Raw genomic sequence first — 18911 nt, 5'->3', positions numbered from 1 at the left:
TGCGGAGAGGGAACTGAGATGAACACGGGATTCCATCCCTCGCTCTTTCAGATCAACACGCGCGTCTGGCTTACCGAGCTATCCCAAGGGCTCGGCCGGCCGGCCACGCTTGATGACATTCCCGACACTGAGCTGGAGCGCCTTGCCGAGATGGGGTTCGACTGGATCTGGCTGCTAAGCGTCTGGCAGACCGGTCCAGCGGCACAAAGTGTATCTCGCACCAACCTGGACTGGCGCCACCAGTTTGAGGAGACATTGCCCGACCTGCGCGAGACAGACATCGCAGGATCGGGGTTCGCCATAGCCGATTACACCGTGCACTCCAGTCTGGGTGGCGATGCTGCGCTGGCGCGCCTGCGCGAACGGCTCAAGCAGCGTGGCCTGCGGCTGCTGCTCGACTTCGTGCCAAATCACATGGCGCCGGATCACCCGTGGGTCGAACAGCATCCCGATTATTTCGTCCACGGCAGCGACGCCGATTTCGCAAAGGCACCGCAGAACTATTGCCGCGTGCGAACGTCGAAAGGGCCGCTGGTGCTAGCCTACGGCCGCGACCCGTATTTCGACGGCTGGCCCGACACGCTGCAGCTCAACTACGGCAATCCGAACTTGCAGCACGCGATGATCGGCGAGCTGTTGCGCATCGCCAAGCAGTGCGACGGGGTCCGCTGCGACATGGCGATGCTGGTGTTGCCGGAGATATTCGAACGGACGTGGCACATCCACGCCGAGCCGTTCTGGCCGCAAGCGACGCAACGCGTCCGCAAACAATTCCCGGGGTTTACCTTCATGGCCGAGGTGTACTGGGACATGGAATGGACGCTGCAGCAGCAGGGCTTCGACTACGCCTACGACAAGCGGCTTTACGATCGCCTGCGGGAGGGCCACGCGCGGCCGGTGCGCGAGCATCTGTACGCGGGGCTCGACTACCAGCAGAAGCTTGCTCGGTTTTTGGAGAACCACGACGAGCCCCGGGTCGCTGCGACCTTCACGCCCGAGATGCACCAAGCCGCGGCGATTGTGACCTTCCTTTCGCCTGGACTGCGGTTCTTTCATCAGGGCCAGTTCGAGGGGCGGAAGAAGCGCATCTCGCCGCATTTGATCCGTGCGCCATTGGAGCCGGTGAGTGAGGCCTGCCAGCAGTTCTACGAAGACCTTCTGGCAGTGCTCCGGGAGCCGATCGTCCGCGACGGCCAGTGGCGTCTGCTCGACTGCGTGCCGGCCTGGGAGGGCAACTGGACGTCGGATTGCTTCATCTCCTGGTCCTGGGAGAAGAATGACGGCCAGCGGCAGATGATCGTCGTCAACTATGCTCCAAACCAGAGCCAGTGTTTTGTCCAGCTCCCGTTCCCCGACCTGGCCGGTCGAGCGGTGCGGCTCAAGGATCTGATGGGTCTCGCCAGCTATGACCGCGACGGGAGCGCCCTCGTCTCAAGGGGGCTCTATCTCGATCTGCCGCCGTGGGGCTACCACGTGTTTCAAATCACCGCGCTGCCCTGAAGCGACAGGCACGGGGTGGCGACGGACAACATGCCAGCGACAGAGCCGCGCCATCAGTCCTCTTCGTCGAGAAGCTGGCTTCGTATCTGCCTCAGTTCCTTCTTTCGCGCTTCACTGACCACAGGCATCTGCAGATCGATCCTCTCGAAGGCCTCGGAGATCACCTCCGAAATCGCCAGCCGGGCAAACCATTTGTTGTCGGCCGGAATGACGAACCAGGGAGCCCACTCCGTGCTGGTGTTTTCCAGCATATCCTCGAACGCCTTTTGGTAGTCGTCCCAGTGTTTTCGCTCTGCATAATCCGCCGGTGAAAACTTCCAGTTCTTTTCTGGCTCGTCTATCCGCGCCAGGAAGCGATTCTTCTGCTCCTTCTTGGAGACATTGAGAAAAAACTTCAAAACGATTGTGCCGTTTTGCCGAAGATATTTTTCAAAATTGTTTATTTCCTTGAACCGGCGTTGCCAGATATCTCCTTTGCGAGCGCGTGCCGGAAGCTTTTGCTTTTCAAGCAGTTCCGGGTGAACCCTGACAACCAGAACATCCTCGTAGTAGGATCGGTTGAAAATGCCGATCATGCCGCGCCCTGGCAGCGCCTTTGATGCGCGCCAAAGATAGCCATAATCTAGATCCTCCGCCGACGGCGCCTTAAAGCTTGTGACCTGGCAGCCCTGTGGATTGATCCCGGACATGACATGGCGGATCGCGCCATCCTTGCCCGCCGCGTCCATGGCCTGAAAAATGATCAATAGGGCGTAGTTATCCTGGGCATAGAGAACTTCCTGCATCGCAGACAGGCGGTCGACGTTTGCCGCCACTTTTTCGAGCGCCCCGGCCTTGTCGTCATAGCCGCCGGTAAAATCCGGGTCGAAATCCTTAAGCGAAACCGACTTTCCGGGCTCCACGGCAATGTCGCGGAAACGAAAGCGTACGCGGCCGCTGTCCCCCACAGGGATCTCACGCTTCTGGTCAAAATCCACATCCAGTTTCATCTTGTCCTCTGCCATGACATGCTCCCATTTTGGTAACCGAAGTCGACATCCTTGTTGTGTCAGCATTCACGCATTCGTGCAGCGGCGTGGACATTCCGCAATTTCCTGTTGCAAGTGCCAGCCGGCGTTGCTCCGAGGAATCACCGGCCCTCGCTGTCGGCCCGAACTGCGCCTGATGGAGCCGGCTCGGTCGACGGCGATACGCCAAACACCGCATAGGCTAACAAGGGACAATCGTCGCCTAGAGCCCGTAAATTCCAGGTATCCCCGACGCTGCGGCATGGGCGATGCCGACCGGCACCAGCATGGTGGTCAGCACGATCCCTGCAACAAAATCATGGAAAAGCCAGTCAGCCTTGTATTGACGAAGAAATTGAAACCCCGGCAGCCAGCGCGCCAATTGGTTTTGGGTTGCGTCAGCCACTTACCTTTTTCACCCCCCATCATTGTTGTCGACCTCGCCTTTTCGGCTACATCTGGCAGGTTGACCTCCTCGTAATATGCAAGAGTATATCATATTTCGCCGGCCAACGCATTTGACCCACCGCTGTCCCAGATGCGGGCAAGGCGCCGCGCCTCTTGCGCGTTTCTGCGTCCATGTTGATGTCTAGAGCACTTGCATCGACGCCTCCGATTCCGCTTTGCTCCAAGGAGACGAAGTCCGACGACATCTTCTGGAAGTTTACGCGGTAATCCTCGGTAACTCGCCTTTGCCGCGATCCAATTGGAAGCCAGTTGTTAGCCGGGCGGGCTCGTCCGCCATGCTTGCAGCAGGACGAAAGCGACAGCAAGCAGCGTCGGTCCAATAAACAGACCAAGGAAGCCAAAGGCGATAAAGCCACCAAAGACGCCCAGGATCGTCAGAGGCATAGGCATTCGAATGCCGCGACCGATCAGCCATGGTTTGAGAACGTTGTCGACCATACTGACCAAAACTCCCCATGCGACCATGAAGCTCCCCCATCCGACCTGGCCCTGTCCGAACAGCCACCACGCCGCACCACCCCAGATCAGCACCAGGAGGGGGGCTCCGATCTGGCTGATGGAGAGCAGTAGGCCGACGAAGCCGAGCGTGGTCGCACCAGGCACACCTGCGAGTGCCAGGCCGAGCACCAGTAGCGCTGCCTGCGCGAGAGCTGTGCCGATCACGCCATAGGAGACGCTGCGAACCGCGCCGGCGGCTGCAAGAAGGCTGGTATGCGCCGTTGCCCCGCCCAGCCGGACGACGATGCTATCCAGTTCTTCAACCAGCTTGCTCCCGTTGATACAAAACATGGTTGCCACGATCAGCGCCAGGATCATCTGGACGACGCTGTCGCCAAGCGCACGCGCCGCCGTGATTAGCCACCGCTGCAAAATCTCGGATTGGGGTGCAAGTGCAGTGGCGACGTCACCCTTCGCTTCTAGTAGACCATCCCATGCAGAAGCAAGTTTGCCACCGATCAGGGGGACGTTCTCGATCCAGCCGGGACGTTGTGGTGTTGCCGCGAAGTAGTTCTCGACGCTCTCCGTGAACGCCTTCAGTTCGTCGGTGAGGACCGGAGCCATGATCAGTGCCGGCAACACGATCACCAGAAGCGAAAGCAGGAGAAGCAGCGCTGCAGTCAGGCGAGGCCCGACACCCCGGCCGATCATCCATTGGCGCAAGGGCCAGGCGGCAATCGCCAACGTCGCCCCGAAAAGAATGGCGGCGGCGAAGGGCTTCAATATCGCGAGCACGCCGACAAGCAGGACCATGACCATCAGCAAAGTGATGCTGCGCTCAATCAGGCCGGCTGTGCCAAGCCCGAGCTGACGGTGGGTGCCGCCGGCAGGAGTCGTATCATCGGGCATCTTGGTCTCCCGTCAGAGAAACCGTCGAAGGCATGGGATCACCCATCGTCGCGGCTCCCGCGCGGATCCTGCCAATGCACTTGACCAGATCGCGACGGTCCAGGGACGATTCCGCCAGCGACAGCGCTGCGTGTGCCGGCATCAGGGTTCGCAAAAGCGCGCTACGGGATGAGATCGCAGTAACGGGATTTTCCACAGAAGAGCGACCCTACCGTTGGCTCAGGAGGTACACACTATACCAAGGTTGCCCCGAAGCATCCAGATACGATCGCTGGTGTGGATGCCGGCGAGCGGCCGACCCTACGCTAGGATCGGCAAACTGTAACGCGCGCCAGCAATAGCAGCCGCCCCTCCGGTGCGCCTGCGCCCGACCCAAGCCCCGCTCTTCGGGCATTGACCGCGTCGCTGATCAGAGACTAGGCTTGCGGCCTTGGCCACGATGTTGTTGTTCGCGCCGATCCTCGGACTCCTGCCGAATGCCGTCCTGGCGGCGATCGTCCAAGCCGGCAGAGTTTGTACAAATTCGGCGGATCCGAGCGATGGAGTTCTGGTGGGCATGCGGCGGTCGGTCTCCTGACATTCGGTACATTGCAGGGCATCATCGTCGCAATCATCCTGTCGCTCATCACCCTCGCTTACCAGGCGGCGCATCCGCGCGTCTCAGTGATCGGAAAAAAGCGCGGGGCTGACGTGCTTCGCCCCGTCTCTCTCGAGCATCCCGACGACGAAGCCTTCGAGGGACTGCTAATCGTGCGTCCGGAAGGTCGTCTTTTCTTTATCAATGCGCAGGACGTGACCGATCGGGGCCTTGGTCACAGAGCACAAGCCTCGTGTGCTGGCCATCGACATGAGCCGCGTTTCCGACATCGAATATTCAGCTCTTCAGATGATGATCGAAAATGATGAGCGCGCGGTGAGAGAGGGTGTGACGGTTTGGCTCGTGGGATTGAACCCGGGCGTGCTCGAGATAGTTCGCAAGTCCGGATTGGACAAGCAACTTGGCCCACACCGTCTTTTGTTCAATGTACGTGTTGCGATAGAACAGTACAAAGACATGAACAGTACGGCGCGGCCGAAGACTGGGCCGGCGTAGTGGTTGCCGGCCTAGCGTGCTGCCACTCAGGTAAGATCCAGCGGGAGGTGGAGGGCTTCTCCGTCATCGCGATTGGCTATTATCTCCTCGGAGTTTTGAAGGTAGTCGTCCGAGCATGTTGGTCTTCGGGTCAGCCCTTTGATTACTCCTGTCGATTCCGATTCTAGTTGGCGCCGTCGCGCTGCTGATCGTGCGTGTCAAGCGTACTTTGTGAAGTGAATCTTGATTCATTAAAAACCGAAGCCCGGGCCGCTGGAGCCCGCAATGAAATGGTGGGTCGAAGGTTCTGGTCCCTTCAAGACCAAGGTGTCTCGGGCTATAACGGCTTTGCGCCTCCATGTCGGCCGTAGAGACCCACTTGGCCGCTTCTCGAAAGCGACGTCGCCAGCGACAGCGATTACGGGTGGGCCTCTGTCTCGACGGAGCTCGAACGGCGCGCCCGAAACCGATCGCGGTTCGTCAGAGTTCACCCAGAGAGAATTAAGTGACACCCATTCACGGATTTTGAGGTCGGAGCCGCCTGATCAACCGGGCCGACGCATGCACCAACACAATGGTCATGCCGCCGATCAAAATCGCCAGCACTGCCTGAAGCGCGGATGTGGTCGTCCAGTGCAGAACCCCCGTGAGATATGCCGACACGGCACCGACGCCGACTGCAATCGTGTCAATGAAATGTTCAGGTCCATGGAAGCCCAGGTGGGTCATTCCGTGGACGAGAATGCTGCCGCCCACCCAGAGCATGGCGGCGGTCCCAATCATTGCGAGGATGCTGAGAAACAAGGGCACGCCGATAACGAGGCCGCGGCCGAACGCTCTGACCAAGCCGACTGAGGAAGTAGCGAGCGCGAGCCCTATGTCGTCCGCCTTCACAATGAGGGCGACAACGCCGTAGACGGCCAAGGTGATGAGGATGCCGACGGACGCCAGGACAGCAGCTTGCGTGTAGATATTGGAAGCGGCGACGTTCGCGAGGGTTAGTGCCATGATTTCTGCTGAGAGTATAAAGTCCGTTCTGATTGCGCCCGCAACCTTCTGGTTTTCCAACGCGACCGGGTCGGGTGTTCCCATCTCTTCCGCCTCATGCTTGTGCGCGTCGTGTGGGGCAATCGCTTCATAGAGCTTTTCGGCTCCCTCGTAGCAAAGATAAACGCCCCCGACCATCAGTAGCGGCGTGATTGCCCAAGGCGCAAAGTAGCCGAGAAAAATACACGCCGGCAGAAGAAAGAGAAGCTTGTTCTTCAAGGATCCGAGGGCGATCTTAGCGATAATTGGCAATTCTCGCGCTGGCGACAGGCCAACCGCGTATCTCGGTGTTACCGCTGCATCGTCGATCACGACTCCCGCCGCTTTCGCACCTGCTTTTGCTGTTTGAGCTGCGACATCATCCAGCGACGCAGCCGCAAGTTTCGCTATTGCCGCCACGTCATCGAGCAGTGCGAGAAGTCCAGTTGCCATAGGTGCTTTTCCATTCGTCCAGATACAGTGGAACTATCTAGGAGCAATTTCGGTTTGGATAGCGTACCGCAATGACTTTGTCGCAACGCGGCTTCGGAGGGGCTCCCGCCGCCGCGACCCCACCGTTTGTCTGATGAGGAAAGTCCGGCGGACTAGGGCGGTGGGCTCGCCCAAAAATGTCGGGGAAGCCGACCTCCGCCGGTCGTTTGGGGAACGGGCACGGCGTGCGAGTATAGGTAAGGATTGCGAACGCACATTCCATGTTCGCAACGTGTAACGAGGCGCACAGCATGACAACGACAGTAACAGCCAAGGAGCAGGTGACAATCCCGAAAGCGGTGCGAGAACTGCTTGGCATTGTGCCCGGAAGCGAGGTCGACTTCCGTCGAGCTGTGGATGGTAGCATAGTGCTGACAAGGGCTGATGGACAGCAACCTGCCAGCCGCTTTCAAAAGCTTCGGGGGCATGCCGGAGAAGGGCTCGATACGGATGCGATCATGGCACTCACGCGTGGTGAAGCGTGAAGCTTGTCGACACGAATGCCTTGCTCGACCTTGTGACCAATGACTCGACCTGGGGAGACTGGGCGGTCGAGCAACTTGAGACGGCCATCTTGCCGGTCCATTGTTGATCAATGATGTAGTTCATGCCGAACTTGCGGTTCGCTATGAGCGGATCGAGGAACTTGATGATGCGTTCATAGACGAAGCGGGACTGGTCGTCGCGCCCATTCCGGGAGCCGCGCTATTTCTCGCCGGAAAAGTATTCACACGGTATCGTCGAGCCGGTGGTTCTCGTACGGGAGTCCTGCCGGATTTTATCGGCGGCGAATGGAACGCCGCCTGTGCGCGTCAAGATTGGAGGCTTGCACGTAGTCCCATTCATAGACAGCGGCCAACTTCGAAAAATCGGGCGTAAAGATCCGGACGCCGATCGGCTCGACCTTGTTGGACACCATAGCCTTCTCAATCTCGCCGTAGCCCCGATTGTTCCATAGGATCAGGATGACAGGAACACCGGCCTCTGTGGCCGATCCCATTTCGGGAAGACTGAACTGAAGCCCGCCGTCGCCCATCAACGAAATGACCGGCCGGTCAGGGCAGGCAAGCTTCGCGCCGATCTGCGGCCTGTCCGCAGCCCACGATCAATACGGCGGAGTAACGCCAGTGGCCGTCGAAACCTTGAATGAACCGCGGATCGGAATACCCGCGGCCACGTTGCCGCGGCTCAATGTTGCGACCGCCACAAAGATCCGTCGGCTTCGGCCGCTCCGTCTGATCCAGTTGGTTCTGGCGGTCACCTTCCTTGCTTTTATCACCAACGCATTCGCCCGTGCGGCGATCGATTGGTCGGTTGTGCGGGAATACTTGTTCGCATCGACCACGTTCATCGGCCTGGGCTTTACGATCCTCATGACCATCGTCGCAATGTGCAGGAGTCGGTCCATGACAAGGTGGTGCAGATCGCCGCGCGCGTTGGGCGCAAGGCTTCGGTCGTCAATCCGGCGGAGGAGGGCGGCCACATCGGGGCGCTCGTCAGCGACATCCAGTACGGCCGCGTTCAGACCCTGATCAAGGCCGGCATTGCCGAGGGCGCGCGTTCTCGTCGGTGGCGCCGGCAAGCCCGCGGGCTTCGAGAAGGGTTATTTCGTCAAACCGACGATCTTCGCCGACGTCAACAACGGCATGCGCATCGCCCGCGAGGAGGTCTTCGGACCGGTGCTCGCCATCATGCCGTTCGAGACGGAAGAAGAAGCGATCGCGATCGCTAACGACACCAACTATGGTCTTGCTGCCTACGTCCAGACCGGTAACCGGGAACGCGTCGCCTCGCGCCTCCGTGCCGGCATGGTCCACATCAACGGCGGCCCGCACCGCTACGGCAGCCCCTTCGGAGGCTACAAGCAATCGGGCAACGGCCGCGAAGGCGGCATGTTCGGGCTGGAGGACTTTCTGGAAGTGAAGACGGTTCATTGCCCGGATGAGGCTTAGGGCTCGCCTTGGTGTGCGCCTTTGCCACTGCGTCGTCCATTGAGAGTCTGAAAGTGGCGTCACGGCGTCTCCGATGTCGAAACGGCACACGCCTTCAGCAGCCGCGTGTCTCTCTCCGGCCGCGTGCTGCCAAAAACGGTGCTACGTCCGGCAAGCGTGGAGGCGGTCTCAACCGTCCTTGCCATCTGCAACCGCCATCGTCAGAGCGTCGTGCCTCAAGGTGGGCTGACCGGCCTTGCCGGCGGCGGCAACGCGGCTGAGGGAGACGTCGCCGTCTCCATGGAGCGTTTTTCCGGCGTGGAAGAGATCGATGCGGCCGCGGCCACGATGACGGTCAGGGCCGGAACGCCGCTCCAGGTGGCGCAACGCGCCGCCATGGGAGCGGGCTTCCTTCTGCCGATCGATCTCGGCTCGCGCGGCAGCTGCCAGGTCGGCGGCAATCTGTCGACCAACGCCGACGGGCGATGCCGCTAGGGGAGGACGGCAACCACCCCATCTTGTTCGGGCCCCTGCTTCTGGGCGATGCAGAATTTGATCCGCACACTCCCTGGGGTTATCGCGACCGGTGGGCTAGCTGACGGGGAACTGCCGAAAGCCACCTAGCGCAATCACGGACGCATGTCGAAGGCATCGAAATTGCTTTCGACCCGTCAGCGATCGCGGAACATTCGGGCAGCGGCAATATGCTCTGCAGCGCATCCGGCCAATGCCACGTGGACCGGGCGAGACAGGGTTCTTTAGGTAACGTCCGGCTCCATCAAAGAACCGGTCGCCGATCTTGCCGACGATCTCGCCGTGAACCTGGGCTGAAATGCCGCAATACGCGGCGACGTTGCCCCGCAATTCTTCGGCTCAGACGATCACGTGGTGGACGCCCTGGCTACTCCATCCGCTTGTGTGGTGCTCAGGTAAAGATCGCCAAATCGATCGCCAAACTTTTCCCACATGAGACGAGAAAACTCCAACGTGGCATTGAGCGGGTAGTGATGAAGCATTATAGAGTCGGCTTCACCCTTATCGTTCATGTGAGCAACGATAAAGCAGTCGACGGGAACGCCGTTGATCCGCGAGCGATATGCTTCCATGAAGAAATTGTCGTCCCAGTTTCCGCAATAGGTATATTCTTGGAATTAGTACAACGTGCGGGCATACGAAATGAGCGTGAGAATGTTGTTCCTGCCGTGAACTGAGCGCTTTAGGATTGCTCCTTCGAGAGTTGCATCCTTTGCAAGCTTGCCTAGCCACGGGGGCGGCCCATCCGGACGTGGAAGAGTTGGTGCGGTGTCGGTAAACTTCATGGTTCTACTCCTTTCAGATTGATTGCCAACAGATGTGGTTTCTTGTGGCAGCAGGGTGGCGCGGCTGACATTTTAAGCGTCGAGCGCTAGCCATTCTTGACGCTAGTCGCCCCGTTCCAACCCGGTCAGGGGTTCTTCTTCTAGAAGGCAACAACCGCAGCCGCGAACTCGTCCGGAGCTTCCCCCGGTAAGAAGTGCCCGATAGTCGCGATCACCAGTAGCGAGGCGGTGAGGCCGAATAGAAACGTCGGGGTCATGTCGAACTCCTCTGTTGTTGGTGGGGCAATCAGGCGCGGTGGTTAACCACCACCGGGTCAGGACCCGGCCGTATCGCGGACGGCGTCGATCGTCGGATGCGTGGGCCGCTCATGGGTATAGCCCGTAGGGGTGCGGTCGATCAGCAGGCTGAGCAGCTCTGGCCGGGCATAGTGGCCGCGCGCATCGACCACTTGCTTACGCCTGTCGATTCGCGAAAAGTCGAGGTCGATGACAATCTCGCCCTCGCCTTGGCGGAGGGGTTCGGCCAACAAGCTGCCATCGGGTGCGACGATGGCCGTGAAGCAACCACCCGAGATCGGCTCGATCTCGCAGCCAGTATCCTTCATGATCTGTGCCTGTTGTTCAGCGTCGAGCCAGGCAGTCGCGTTCACAACGAAGCAGCCGGACTCCAGCGCATGCTGACGGATATTGATCTCCATCTTCTGCGCGAAGGGTTCGCCAAAGCAGGACCCAGGATACATGGCCGAATGGATCTGCTCGCCGTCGGCGATCAAGGCGTAGCGCGCGAGCGGATTGTTATGTTCCATGCATGCGAGCTGTCCGATGCGGCCGACCTTGCTGTCGATGGCACGCAGGCCCGAACCATCTCCCTGGCCCCAGATCATGCGTTCATAATGGGTGGGCGTAATCTTGCGTCGGCGCTGGATTAATGTGCCGTCGGCATCGAAGAGCAATTGCGTGTTATAGAGGGTGCCGCCATCGCGCTCGTTGACGCCGATCGCCACAACCATACCCGCCTCCCGCGCCGCGTCGGCGAGCGCGTCTGTGGTCGGTGAGGGCACCGTCACCGCTTGCTCCAGCAACCGTAGAAATTCGTTGCCGTAAAGCTGCTGCCAAGGCGTTTGCACGGCGGCAAAATAGGGATAGTAGGGCACCAAGGTCTCTGGGAAGGTGGCGAACTGCACGCCTTTCCGAGCGAGCTGATGGATTTTCTGGACGACCTTTTCGACTGTTGCTTCGCGGCTATAGAGCACCGGGCTAATCTGAACGGCCGCGGCTTTGACGATGGTATTCATGATGTTCACTTTCAGTCCGGGTTTGCGCGAGTGTCTTGCTGCCCACGATGATGTCATTGGAACGAGCCGCGGATCTCCGCGATTGTTTGGCTGGGGGCCTGTAGATGCGGGTAGTGGCCGATGTCGGGAAGAAGCTTGAGGTCGGCCTGGATTCGATGTGCAAGTTCGATCCCCATTTCCTTCTTGATGTAGAGGTCTTCGCTACCCCAGACCACGGTTGCCGGTGTCCTGAGCCTCGCCAGATTCGCCTCGAAATAGTCCTGGTCGCGCGTGAACTGTGAGTAGTAGTGGTAGAAGGCGTCCACCGAGGTCATATCGCCGTGACCCCAGCCGACCGCGATATCCTCCCGGAATTCGCGCGATACTTCGTAGCGGGCTTCCTCCGGAAGGCCGCGGAAAAAGGTATTTGCCAGGATCTCCTCGCGATTTGCATTCATGAAAGCCCGAACCTGGTCGGAGGAGGGCTTCGACTTAAGCGCCTGCAAGCTTTCCCACATATAGGCTGGCCGATTGAATGGCGCGAAGTCGCCGACAATGAGCGACTTTGCGACATCAGGCTCCTCCAGCGCCAGAAGGAGGGTGGGCAGAGCACTGATGTCGGTCGCGTAGATAGTGAGCTGCGACCGATCGATACCGGAGCGATCGATGTAATTCTTCAGAACGCGCGCATAGTCGCGGGGCGCATAGCTGAACCGATCGACTTGGGGACGCGATGAGAGGCCGAAGCCCGGCCAGTCGAAAGCGTGGACTTCAAAGTCGTCTGCGAGCGCCGGCGCGACGTCCTTCCACGCATAGATGGTTTCGGGAAATCCGTGCAGGAGGAGCACCGTCCCCTTCGGATCCGCACGATGGACAACCATCCTTCGGAGCGTAATGTCAGTATCGATCGGGATGGTCCCGATATCGGTCGGCAGTCGTTTTGCGTGATGCGACATGTCATCATTCCCGTTTTTCGACAATTGCTGACTGGGCGGCCATTGCGTTTGCCCGCTGGCCGGCGTTTGGATGTTCAAGATATGCACCGCCGGGCTATCAGCCGGTAGAATGGGATTGTGAGAGTCAGCCTCTCAAATCCGATAAGCCCGTTGACTCGGGCAGCTTGCCGCAGCAGGCGGCGCGCAGCCTTGGCGCGGCAAAATCTATGAACGCTCTCACCTTCAGTGGGAGCAGCCCCTGGCGCGGATAGACGATGTGTACGGGCCGCGCCGCGCCATCATATTCGGTCAGGATTGGGACAAGCGCGCCTGACCGGAATTCGTCCTGGAGCTGATAGTCGAAAAGACGCGCGATCCCGACACCGCCCAACGCCGCCTTAAGATTGCTGGCTGCCGTGCTGACAGAAAGCCTGGTACGCGGTGCTGCGATCAGTTCCTCGCCGCTGACGTGATAGGTCCAGAATTTGGAGGGATTGCCAAAGAGGATACAGTCATGGTCAGCTAGATCGAGCGGGTGTCGCGGCGTTCCACGTCGGTCGAGATAGCGGGGGCTGGCGCAGGTCAGCATTCGATAGTCACCGACCCGGACGGCGTAGAGCGCGCTGTCGGCGAGTGGTCCGAGGCGAATGGCGATGTCTACCTGCTCCTCAATCAGGTGGACCATTCGGTCTACGGCGAGAAAGCGAACCGTGACGTCTGGATATTGGTCCATGAAAGCAAGCGCGATCGGTAACGCTATGCCCGTGCCGAATTCGACCGCAGTTGTAATTGCCAATTCGCCGCGTGGTGTCTCGTACTCGCCCGAGGCGCGCCGCTCGGCCTCCTCAAGATCAGCAATGATCCGTCGTGCCGCATCGACATAGTCCCGCCCGGCATTGGTAAGCTGGATATTCCGGCTGGTGCGGACGATGAGGCTGGTGCCGAGATGCCGTTCCAGCTCGGCCACCTTGCGACTGACGCTGGGAAGCGGCGCGTTGAGCTTGCGGCTGGCTGCCGACAGGCTGCCGGCATCGACGACCGCAAGTATGACACGCATTGCATCGAGACGATCCATGTCGCGCCCCAACCAATGGGCAAACGCCCGAGAAACACGCCTGGAAGTTCGATCGCGATCCTGAACCAAAACAGCGTCGCCGTCGATAGACTTGCGGCGATGGTTCTCCGGCAATCTGGCCAAGGTGCCGGGCGCGACTGCCACCAACGACTATCCGCGGACTGCATTTGCGAGGGTGAGGAATTGTATATATGTGTGTATTAACCCGCCAAGGACCGCGCCATTGATGCCACCGGCTGTCGGTTGCGAGCCGATCCCGACGAAGTCGCCGGTCCTTACATCGGCGGCGGATGCATTTTTGACGCCCAGCACTTTCAATCCAGATCTTATCGTGACCACAATGTCCTGGCCATCCGAGCCCTTGATCGTCAGCCTGTCGCCATCGAGGTTTTCGACAGTCCCGTGGACGCGGACCCTGTCCGCAGCATTGGCGTTGTGGATGGTCGTCAACCCGATCACTGTACCTGTGGCAAGCATGAGGGCGATCTTTCCGGGATTGGTGCGCGTCATGTTTCCTCTCCATCAGATTTGCCGCCAGGAAAACGATTGGCAAAACAATGCAGCAAAGGGAGCGTTCTTGATCGGGGGGAGCTTATCGTCCGTGCGCGTTCGCAGCCAGTCAAAGAACGGTTAGGAAAGCTGGCGGGCAGGCGGCATTTGACGCGCTGAAGTCGATGGCAACAGGTCGACCATCGGCGAGATGACGTCGGCTGGCGAGACGGCGCATGTGATCGCCGGTTTGGTCATAATCGGCGATCGGGCAGCCCACCGCCCGCGGAGTAGATGAGTAGCGGTCAGCTACTCTGTCTTTGCAGCAGGGTGAAGCGCGTATCAATCACATGTGATTTGGGGCGGCTCGAGCCGTTCATCTTTTCCAGGATAAGCCTGGCAGCTTCAGTGCCGATCAGGTCGCCGGGTGGCCTGATCGTCGTCAGTGCCGGGTTACATGCCGAACTGAAACTCAGGTCCCCAAAGCCAATGACGGAAAGCCGCTCGGGAATCGCAATGCCGATGCGCTGGCATTCGAATATGACACCAAGCGCAATATGGTCGTTCGAGCAGGCGATGGCATCTGCATCAGGATATCGCTTGATTGCTTCAGCAAGCAGCATTGCTCCAATGGCGGCACTGGCGGGCGCCGGGTGCTCCACGATCTCGGCGCTGACACCCTCTGCCTCGCGGGCGGCCTTGATAAAGCCGTCTGCGCGCAATGCGGCCCTGCGGTCTTCCTGGAGACGGGCGCCGATATAGATCAATCGCTTTCGCCCACGCTGGACAAGGTGCGTCGCTGCAGTACTTCCAACCTGTTCATGATAGAAGCCTACGGCCATGTCGATCGGCTCACCGCCAAGCTCCCACAGCTCGACAACAGGCACGTTGCTATCCTTCAACAGCCGGCGCGTCGTGGCGGTGTGCGAGAGACCGGTGAGGACAATCGCTGCAGGCTTCCACGACAGCGCCATCTTGACGAGGTTTTCCTCCTCGCGCTCGCTGTATTCGGAGTGGCCAAGCATGACCTGCAGGCGTTCCTTGCCAAGCTCGGTCTGCATGCTTGCGACCGTTTCAGCAAAGAATGCATTGCGCACCGAGGGCACGATCACGCTCACGGCGCGCGACGATGCTGCGGCAAGCCCGCCTGCCATGAGGTTGGGGACATATTTCAGCGCATCGATCGCCTCTGCGATGGCTCTGCCTGCGGCAGCCGAGACCGCATCAGGCTTGCGCAGATAAAGCGAGACCGTCGACGGCGACACGTCGGCCCTTCCGGCGACGTCCATCATCGTGACGCTTTGCATCTTGCGGCGTTGCCGCTTTATGGCTTCCATGGACTGCCTCTCGCAAAATCGTAGCGCTGCAAACTAAAATACATTGTATGTTGGAACGGTGATGCTTGCAACATGTGGCAAGCGATTAAATGAGTAAATGTACGTTTATACAGTAGGTTAAGGCACTTAATAGCGCGGCTTTATTCACAGGATTTGTTGCGTGAGGCCTGTCTGTGCTGCTGCCTCTTGATCTTCTTAAATCGTAGCGCTATGATTGCTCCATCTTTTTGAGACAGCGGTGCGCTCGATTGACATCGCGTTAGGGAGGAAATCTTGGCCTCGGTAAGTTTACGCAAGCTCGACAAGAGCTACGGCGCGCTGCGCATCGTCAAAGGTATAGACCTGGAAATCCAGGACGGCGAGTTCGTCGTTTTCGTCGGCCCGTCGGGATGCGGGAAGTCGACGACACTCAGAATGGTTGCCGGTCTTGAATCGATCACCGGCGGCGAGGTTCGAATTGGCGACCGGGTCGTCAACAAGCTGGCGCCACGCGAGCGTGATATCGCGATGGTGTTTCAGGACTACGCGCTCTATCCCCACAAGACCGTCCGTGAAAACATGGGCTTCAGCCTCAAGGTCCGCGGCATGAGCAAGGCGGAGACCGACAAGCGGATCGGTCAGGCGGCCGAGATGCTCGGAATTGGTCACCTGCTCGACCGGCGCCCAGGACAACTGTCAGGCGGTCAGCGCCAGCGCGTCGCCATGGGTCGCGCAATCGTCCGTCGTCCGCAGGTTTTCCTGTTCGACGAGCCCCTCTCCAACCTTGACGCAAAGCTGCGCGGGCAGGTGCGCACCGAGATCAAGCGGCTGCACCAGACCATTGGCACCACGATCATCTACGTCACCCATGATCAGGTCGAGGCCATGACGCTCGCCGATCGCATCGTCATTCTCAAGGGCGGTGATATCGAGCAGGTGGGCACCCCAGACGAGGTCTATAACCGTCCGGCAAGCGTCTTTGTTGGAGGCTTTGTTGGCTCTCCGGCGATGAACTTCACCAGGGCGAAGGCGCAGGGCTCCAGCCTGCATCTGCCGAATGGCGACCAGCTTCCGCTTTCGGCGATATCGGGCAATGGACTGTCCGCCGTCGACGGCCGCGAGTTTGTCGTCGGTATCCGACCCGAGCATTTCATCAAATCCCAGTCTGGTGGTTCGAGCCTGAACTGTCGTGTTCAGGTCGTCGAGCCGCTCGGATCCGATACGCTCGTTCACTTCTCCATGGGGGATGCCACCTTAACGGCGCGAATGCCGCCTGAGGTTCGTCCAACCGTCGGCGAGACCCTGACGGTCGGCATCGATCCAACGAAAATCCACCTTTTCGACGCCGCCAGCGAGCGCGCCATTCACTGACGTTCAGGCGTTTGCGCACCTGGTCCTTACGAATTTCAATGGGAGGAAAACATGAACTGCAATATTAGAGCTGCCGCTCTCGCCTGCGCCACGATCTTTAGTTTCGCGGCACCGGCACTCGCCGATACGGAGCTGAAAATCTACATTTCGAGCCAGCACCAGCCGAACGTCTGGCGCAAGGCGCTCGATCAGTACGAAGCCAAGACGCCGGGCGTCAAGGTGACGATCGAAACCGGCGGCAACACGTCGGAAGCGCAGGCGCAATACCTCAACACGGTGATGTCGGCCAAGGATTCGTCCCTAGACGTGCTCATCCTTGACGTCATCCGTCCTGCCCAGTTTGCCGCCGCCGGTTGGACCAGCGACGTCGAAGGCAAGGATCTTTCCGCCTACCTGCCGGCCTATGCCGAAGCCAACACCGTTGGTGGCAAGACCGTTGCCCTGCCGGCCTTTGCCGACGCCCAGTTCCTCTACTATCGCAAGGATCTGCTCGATAAATACGGCATCCAGCCGCCGAAGAGCTGGGACGAGTTGAAGACTGCCGCAAAGACCATCACCGACGGTGAGAAAAACCCTGAGCTCCAGGGGCTGTCGTTCCAGGGAAAAGCCATTGAGGGCGCCGTGTGCACCTTCCTGCTGCCGTACTGGAGCCAGGGCAAGGCGCTGACGAACAACGGTCGCCTGTCCTTTGATCATGATGCGGCCGTCAAGTCGCTTGCACTGTGGAAGAGCTTTGCCGATGACGGTGTTGCCAAGAAGAACGTTGCGGAAGTGGCAACCGACGACACCCGCAAGGAGTTCCAGGCCGGCAACGTGGTCTTCGCAGTAAACTGGTCCTATGCCTGGGCACAGTCACAGGGACCGGAATCGGCTGTTGCGGGCAAGGTTGGTGTCGCCCGCCTGCCGGCGATGACGGGTGGTGAATCCGCCACCTGCCTCGGTGGCTGGGAGTGGGGCGTTTCAGCCTTCTCCGCTCATCAGGATGATGCCAAGAAGCTCGTTGCCTACCTTTCGAGCCCCGAGGTTTCGAAATTCATGGCCATCAACGCATCGCTGCTGCCGACCTACGCCGATCTCTACAAGGATGGCGATGTAACCAAGGCCGCTCCCTGGTTCGCCGATGCGCTCCAGGTTGTCGAAACCGCCAAGCCGCGCCCGGTTACCCCTCGCTACAACGAGGTGAGCGAAACGATCCGCACCACCGTCAACGCTGTTCTTGCCGGCGTCTCGACACCGGAAGAGGGCGCAAGCCAGATCGAGTCGCGGCTAAAGCGCATCCTTCGCTGATCAATCGAAGGGCGGCCCCTGGTCGCCCTTCAAAAGAACCACCCGATGGACCGGAACACTTGTCATGGCGACCACAACCTCCCTCAAGATCAGCGCCGATGTCGAGCCGCGCCAGGCCGCATGGGTGCGGTGGCTGGATCTCAGTGACAGATCGCTGGCCATTCTCCTGCTTGCACCGGCAGCGCTCCTGCTTGCGCTGATCATCGTTTATCCCGTCTGCCGGCTGGCCTATACGAGCTTCTTCAGCCTGTCGCTGACATCGGGCCTGCCGGCCGAGTTCGCCGGCCTCGAAAACTACCGTCTGATGATCGACGATCCGGTCTTCTGGGAAACCACCTGGAATACCGTACTCATCACCGTGATCACCGTCCCAGGCGCCCTCATTGTCGGCCTCGGGCTTGCGCTGATGGCAAACCTGCCGTTTCGCACCCAGTGGCCCGTCCGCCTGTCGCTCTTGATCCCCTGGGCTCTTCCCCTGTCCTTTGCGGGCCTGATCTTCGCGTGGTTCTTCCATTCCGAATACGGCGTTGTGAATGATGTTCTCAACCGCGTCGGCCTGCCTGGTGTCATCTGGTTCAACTCGCCGAACTGGGCATTTGCTGCAATCTGCCTGACAATCATCTGGAAGACCTCGTCCTTCATGGCACTGATCATCCTGGCGGGCCTGCAGACCATTCCGCGTTCACTCTACGAGGCAGCCGATGTCGACGGCGCTGGACGTCTGCGCCAATTCTTCGAGATCACGTTGCCGCTGCTGAAGCCCTCGATCGTCGTCGCCCTGATCTTCCGGACGATCACGTCGCTGCAAACCTTTGATATCCCCTACATGATGACGGGTGGTGGTCCCGGCACATCGACGGCGACACTTGCCATGTACATCCACCAGAACACCGTCTCCTTCCTCGATCTCGGTTACGGCTCTGCGCTTGCCGTCGTGATGTTCGCGCTCTCCATGTGCGTCACCGCCGTCTACCTGCGCATGATCCGCACCAAGGAGTAGCG

15 protein-coding genes and 6 pseudogenes are annotated in these 18911 nt (G+C 59.6%); 10 read left to right on the top strand and 11 right to left on the bottom strand.

All coding sequences use genetic code 11. The features are described 5' to 3' along the window. Nucleotides 1–18: 18 nt before the first annotated feature. Nucleotides 19–1500: an alpha-amylase family glycosyl hydrolase gene (locus tag AF71_RS13285; protein WP_169681681.1), complete on the top strand. Its 1482-nt coding sequence runs from the start codon at nt 19–21 to the stop codon at nt 1498–1500. Nucleotides 1501–1553: 53 nt separating this feature from the next. On the opposite strand, the gene AF71_RS13280 is transcribed toward AF71_RS13285, so the two are convergent. The 3 genes and pseudogenes from AF71_RS13280 to AF71_RS13270 all read right to left on the bottom strand — a co-directional run bounded on the left by AF71_RS13280 (nt 1554) and on the right by AF71_RS13270 (nt 4322). After that, nucleotides 1554–2504 carry a polyphosphate kinase 2 family protein gene (locus AF71_RS13280; protein ID WP_192241782.1) on the bottom strand — a complete coding sequence of 317 codons (951 nt, stop codon included), beginning with the start codon at nt 2502–2504 and terminating at the stop codon, nt 1554–1556. Between the two features lie 229 nt (nt 2505–2733). Next, a pseudogene (locus AF71_RS13275) lies at nt 2734–2889 on the bottom strand (SulP family inorganic anion transporter); the annotation flags it as partial. Between the two features lie 338 nt (nt 2890–3227). Then, a complete protein-coding gene (locus tag AF71_RS13270) occupies nt 3228–4322 on the bottom strand; it encodes an AI-2E family transporter (RefSeq protein ID WP_169681679.1) in 1095 nt (364 codons plus the stop codon). Nucleotides 4323–4737: 415 nt separating this feature from the next. Between AF71_RS13270 and AF71_RS13265 the strand changes: the two are divergent. Both AF71_RS13265 and AF71_RS32240 read left to right on the top strand, forming a co-directional pair. Beyond that, nucleotides 4738–5415: pseudogene (locus AF71_RS13265) on the top strand (STAS domain-containing protein); the annotation flags it as partial. Then, entirely contained in the window at nt 5415–5582 is a 168-nt protein-coding gene (locus AF71_RS32240) for a DUF3422 family protein (RefSeq protein ID WP_348644130.1), read from the top strand. The pseudogene AF71_RS13265 and the gene AF71_RS32240, both read left to right, overlap by 1 nt. Before the next feature lie 328 nt (nt 5583–5910). Here the strand turns inward: AF71_RS32240 and AF71_RS13255 are convergent, their stop codons facing one another. Continuing rightward, nucleotides 5911–6873: a DUF808 domain-containing protein gene (locus AF71_RS13255; protein ID WP_169681678.1), complete on the bottom strand. Its 963-nt coding sequence runs from the start codon at nt 6871–6873 to the stop codon at nt 5911–5913. 290 nt (nt 6874–7163) lie between these two features. On the opposite strand from AF71_RS13255, the gene AF71_RS13250 reads away from it, so the two are divergent. After that, nucleotides 7164–7397, top strand: a complete 234-nt coding sequence (locus AF71_RS13250; protein WP_169681677.1) for an AbrB/MazE/SpoVT family DNA-binding domain-containing protein — start codon at nt 7164–7166, stop codon at nt 7395–7397. Beyond that, nucleotides 7394–7692 (top strand): annotated as a pseudogene (locus AF71_RS31655) (PIN domain-containing protein); the annotation flags it as partial. The gene AF71_RS13250 and the pseudogene AF71_RS31655, both read left to right, overlap by 4 nt. Here the strand turns inward: AF71_RS31655 and AF71_RS13240 are convergent. Continuing rightward, a complete protein-coding gene (locus AF71_RS13240) occupies nt 7691–7993 on the bottom strand; it encodes a thiamine pyrophosphate-dependent enzyme (protein WP_348644133.1) in 303 nt (100 codons plus the stop codon). The pseudogene AF71_RS31655 and the gene AF71_RS13240 overlap by 2 nt on opposite strands. Before the next feature lie 309 nt (nt 7994–8302). Between AF71_RS13240 and AF71_RS13235 the strand changes: the two are divergent. Both AF71_RS13235 and AF71_RS13230 read left to right on the top strand, forming a co-directional pair. Continuing rightward, nucleotides 8303–8864 (top strand): annotated as a pseudogene (locus AF71_RS13235) (aldehyde dehydrogenase family protein); the annotation flags it as partial. A gap of 105 nt (nt 8865–8969) precedes the next feature. After that, nucleotides 8970–9320: pseudogene (locus AF71_RS13230) on the top strand (FAD-binding oxidoreductase); the annotation flags it as partial. Between the two features lie 196 nt (nt 9321–9516). Here AF71_RS13230 and AF71_RS31650 read toward each other — a convergent pair. The 6 genes and pseudogenes from AF71_RS31650 to AF71_RS13200 form a co-directional block, all read right to left on the bottom strand. Next, nucleotides 9517–9683 (bottom strand): annotated as a pseudogene (locus tag AF71_RS31650) (adenylate/guanylate cyclase domain-containing protein); the annotation flags it as partial. A gap of 793 nt (nt 9684–10476) precedes the next feature. Then, complete coding sequence (locus AF71_RS13220; RefSeq protein WP_169681671.1) at nt 10477–11457, bottom strand: carbon-nitrogen hydrolase family protein; 981 nt, start codon at nt 11455–11457, stop codon at nt 10477–10479. Nucleotides 11458–11510: 53 nt separating this feature from the next. Beyond that, nucleotides 11511–12392 carry an alpha/beta hydrolase gene (locus AF71_RS13215; protein ID WP_169681669.1) on the bottom strand — a complete coding sequence of 294 codons (882 nt, stop codon included), beginning with the start codon at nt 12390–12392 and terminating at the stop codon, nt 11511–11513. A gap of 124 nt (nt 12393–12516) precedes the next feature. Beyond that, a complete protein-coding gene (locus tag AF71_RS13210) occupies nt 12517–13446 on the bottom strand; it encodes a LysR family transcriptional regulator (RefSeq protein ID WP_169681667.1) in 930 nt (309 codons plus the stop codon). Between the two features lie 150 nt (nt 13447–13596). Beyond that, entirely contained in the window at nt 13597–13956 is a 360-nt protein-coding gene (locus AF71_RS13205) for a hypothetical protein (protein WP_169681664.1), read from the bottom strand. A gap of 284 nt (nt 13957–14240) precedes the next feature. Further along, a complete protein-coding gene (locus tag AF71_RS13200) occupies nt 14241–15272 on the bottom strand; it encodes a LacI family DNA-binding transcriptional regulator (RefSeq protein ID WP_246733645.1) in 1032 nt (343 codons plus the stop codon). Nucleotides 15273–15545: 273 nt separating this feature from the next. Between AF71_RS13200 and ugpC the strand changes: the two genes are divergently transcribed. From ugpC to AF71_RS13185, 3 genes are all read left to right on the top strand, one after another. Next, on the top strand, nt 15546–16622 hold the full coding sequence (gene ugpC, locus AF71_RS13195) for a sn-glycerol-3-phosphate ABC transporter ATP-binding protein UgpC (RefSeq protein WP_169681662.1): 1077 nt from the start codon (nt 15546–15548) through the stop codon (nt 16620–16622). A 51-nt stretch (nt 16623–16673) separates the two neighbouring features. Continuing rightward, entirely contained in the window at nt 16674–17909 is a 1236-nt protein-coding gene (locus AF71_RS13190; RefSeq protein ID WP_169681661.1) for an ABC transporter substrate-binding protein, read from the top strand. Nucleotides 17910–17973: 64 nt separating this feature from the next. Next, nucleotides 17974–18909: a sugar ABC transporter permease gene (locus AF71_RS13185; protein WP_246733644.1), complete on the top strand. Its 936-nt coding sequence runs from the start codon at nt 17974–17976 to the stop codon at nt 18907–18909. Nucleotides 18910–18911 lie beyond the last annotated feature (2 nt).

This window comes from Rhizobium sp. 57MFTsu3.2 (assembly GCF_012932765.1).
Lineage (GTDB): Bacteria > Pseudomonadota > Alphaproteobacteria > Rhizobiales > Rhizobiaceae > Rhizobium > Rhizobium altiplani.
The sequence above is the reverse complement of the archived record's forward strand: the minus strand, read 5'-3'. Positions and strand labels throughout refer to the sequence as shown.

Coding starts and splice junctions, on each gene's coding strand:
- AF71_RS13255 (WP_169681678.1), bottom strand. CDS start 6,873: ATGGCAACTGGACTTCTCGCACTGCTCGATGACGTGGCGGCAATAGCG.
- AF71_RS13270 (WP_169681679.1), bottom strand. CDS start 4,322: ATGCCCGATGATACGACTCCTGCCGGCGGCACCCACCGTCAGCTCGGG.
- AF71_RS13205 (WP_169681664.1), bottom strand. CDS start 13,956: ATGACGCGCACCAATCCCGGAAAGATCGCCCTCATGCTTGCCACAGGT.
- AF71_RS13285 (WP_169681681.1), top strand. CDS start 19: ATGAACACGGGATTCCATCCCTCGCTCTTTCAGATCAACACGCGCGTC.
- AF71_RS13190 (WP_169681661.1), top strand. CDS start 16,674: ATGAACTGCAATATTAGAGCTGCCGCTCTCGCCTGCGCCACGATCTTT.
- AF71_RS13185 (WP_246733644.1), top strand. CDS start 17,974: ATGGCGACCACAACCTCCCTCAAGATCAGCGCCGATGTCGAGCCGCGC.
- AF71_RS13210 (WP_169681667.1), bottom strand. CDS start 13,446: ATGGATCGTCTCGATGCAATGCGTGTCATACTTGCGGTCGTCGATGCC.
- AF71_RS13220 (WP_169681671.1), bottom strand. CDS start 11,457: ATGAATACCATCGTCAAAGCCGCGGCCGTTCAGATTAGCCCGGTGCTC.
- AF71_RS13215 (WP_169681669.1), bottom strand. CDS start 12,392: ATGTCGCATCACGCAAAACGACTGCCGACCGATATCGGGACCATCCCG.
- AF71_RS13200 (WP_246733645.1), bottom strand. CDS start 15,272: ATGGAAGCCATAAAGCGGCAACGCCGCAAGATGCAAAGCGTCACGATG.
- AF71_RS13280 (WP_192241782.1), bottom strand. CDS start 2,504: ATGGCAGAGGACAAGATGAAACTGGATGTGGATTTTGACCAGAAGCGT.
- AF71_RS13250 (WP_169681677.1), top strand. CDS start 7,164: ATGACAACGACAGTAACAGCCAAGGAGCAGGTGACAATCCCGAAAGCG.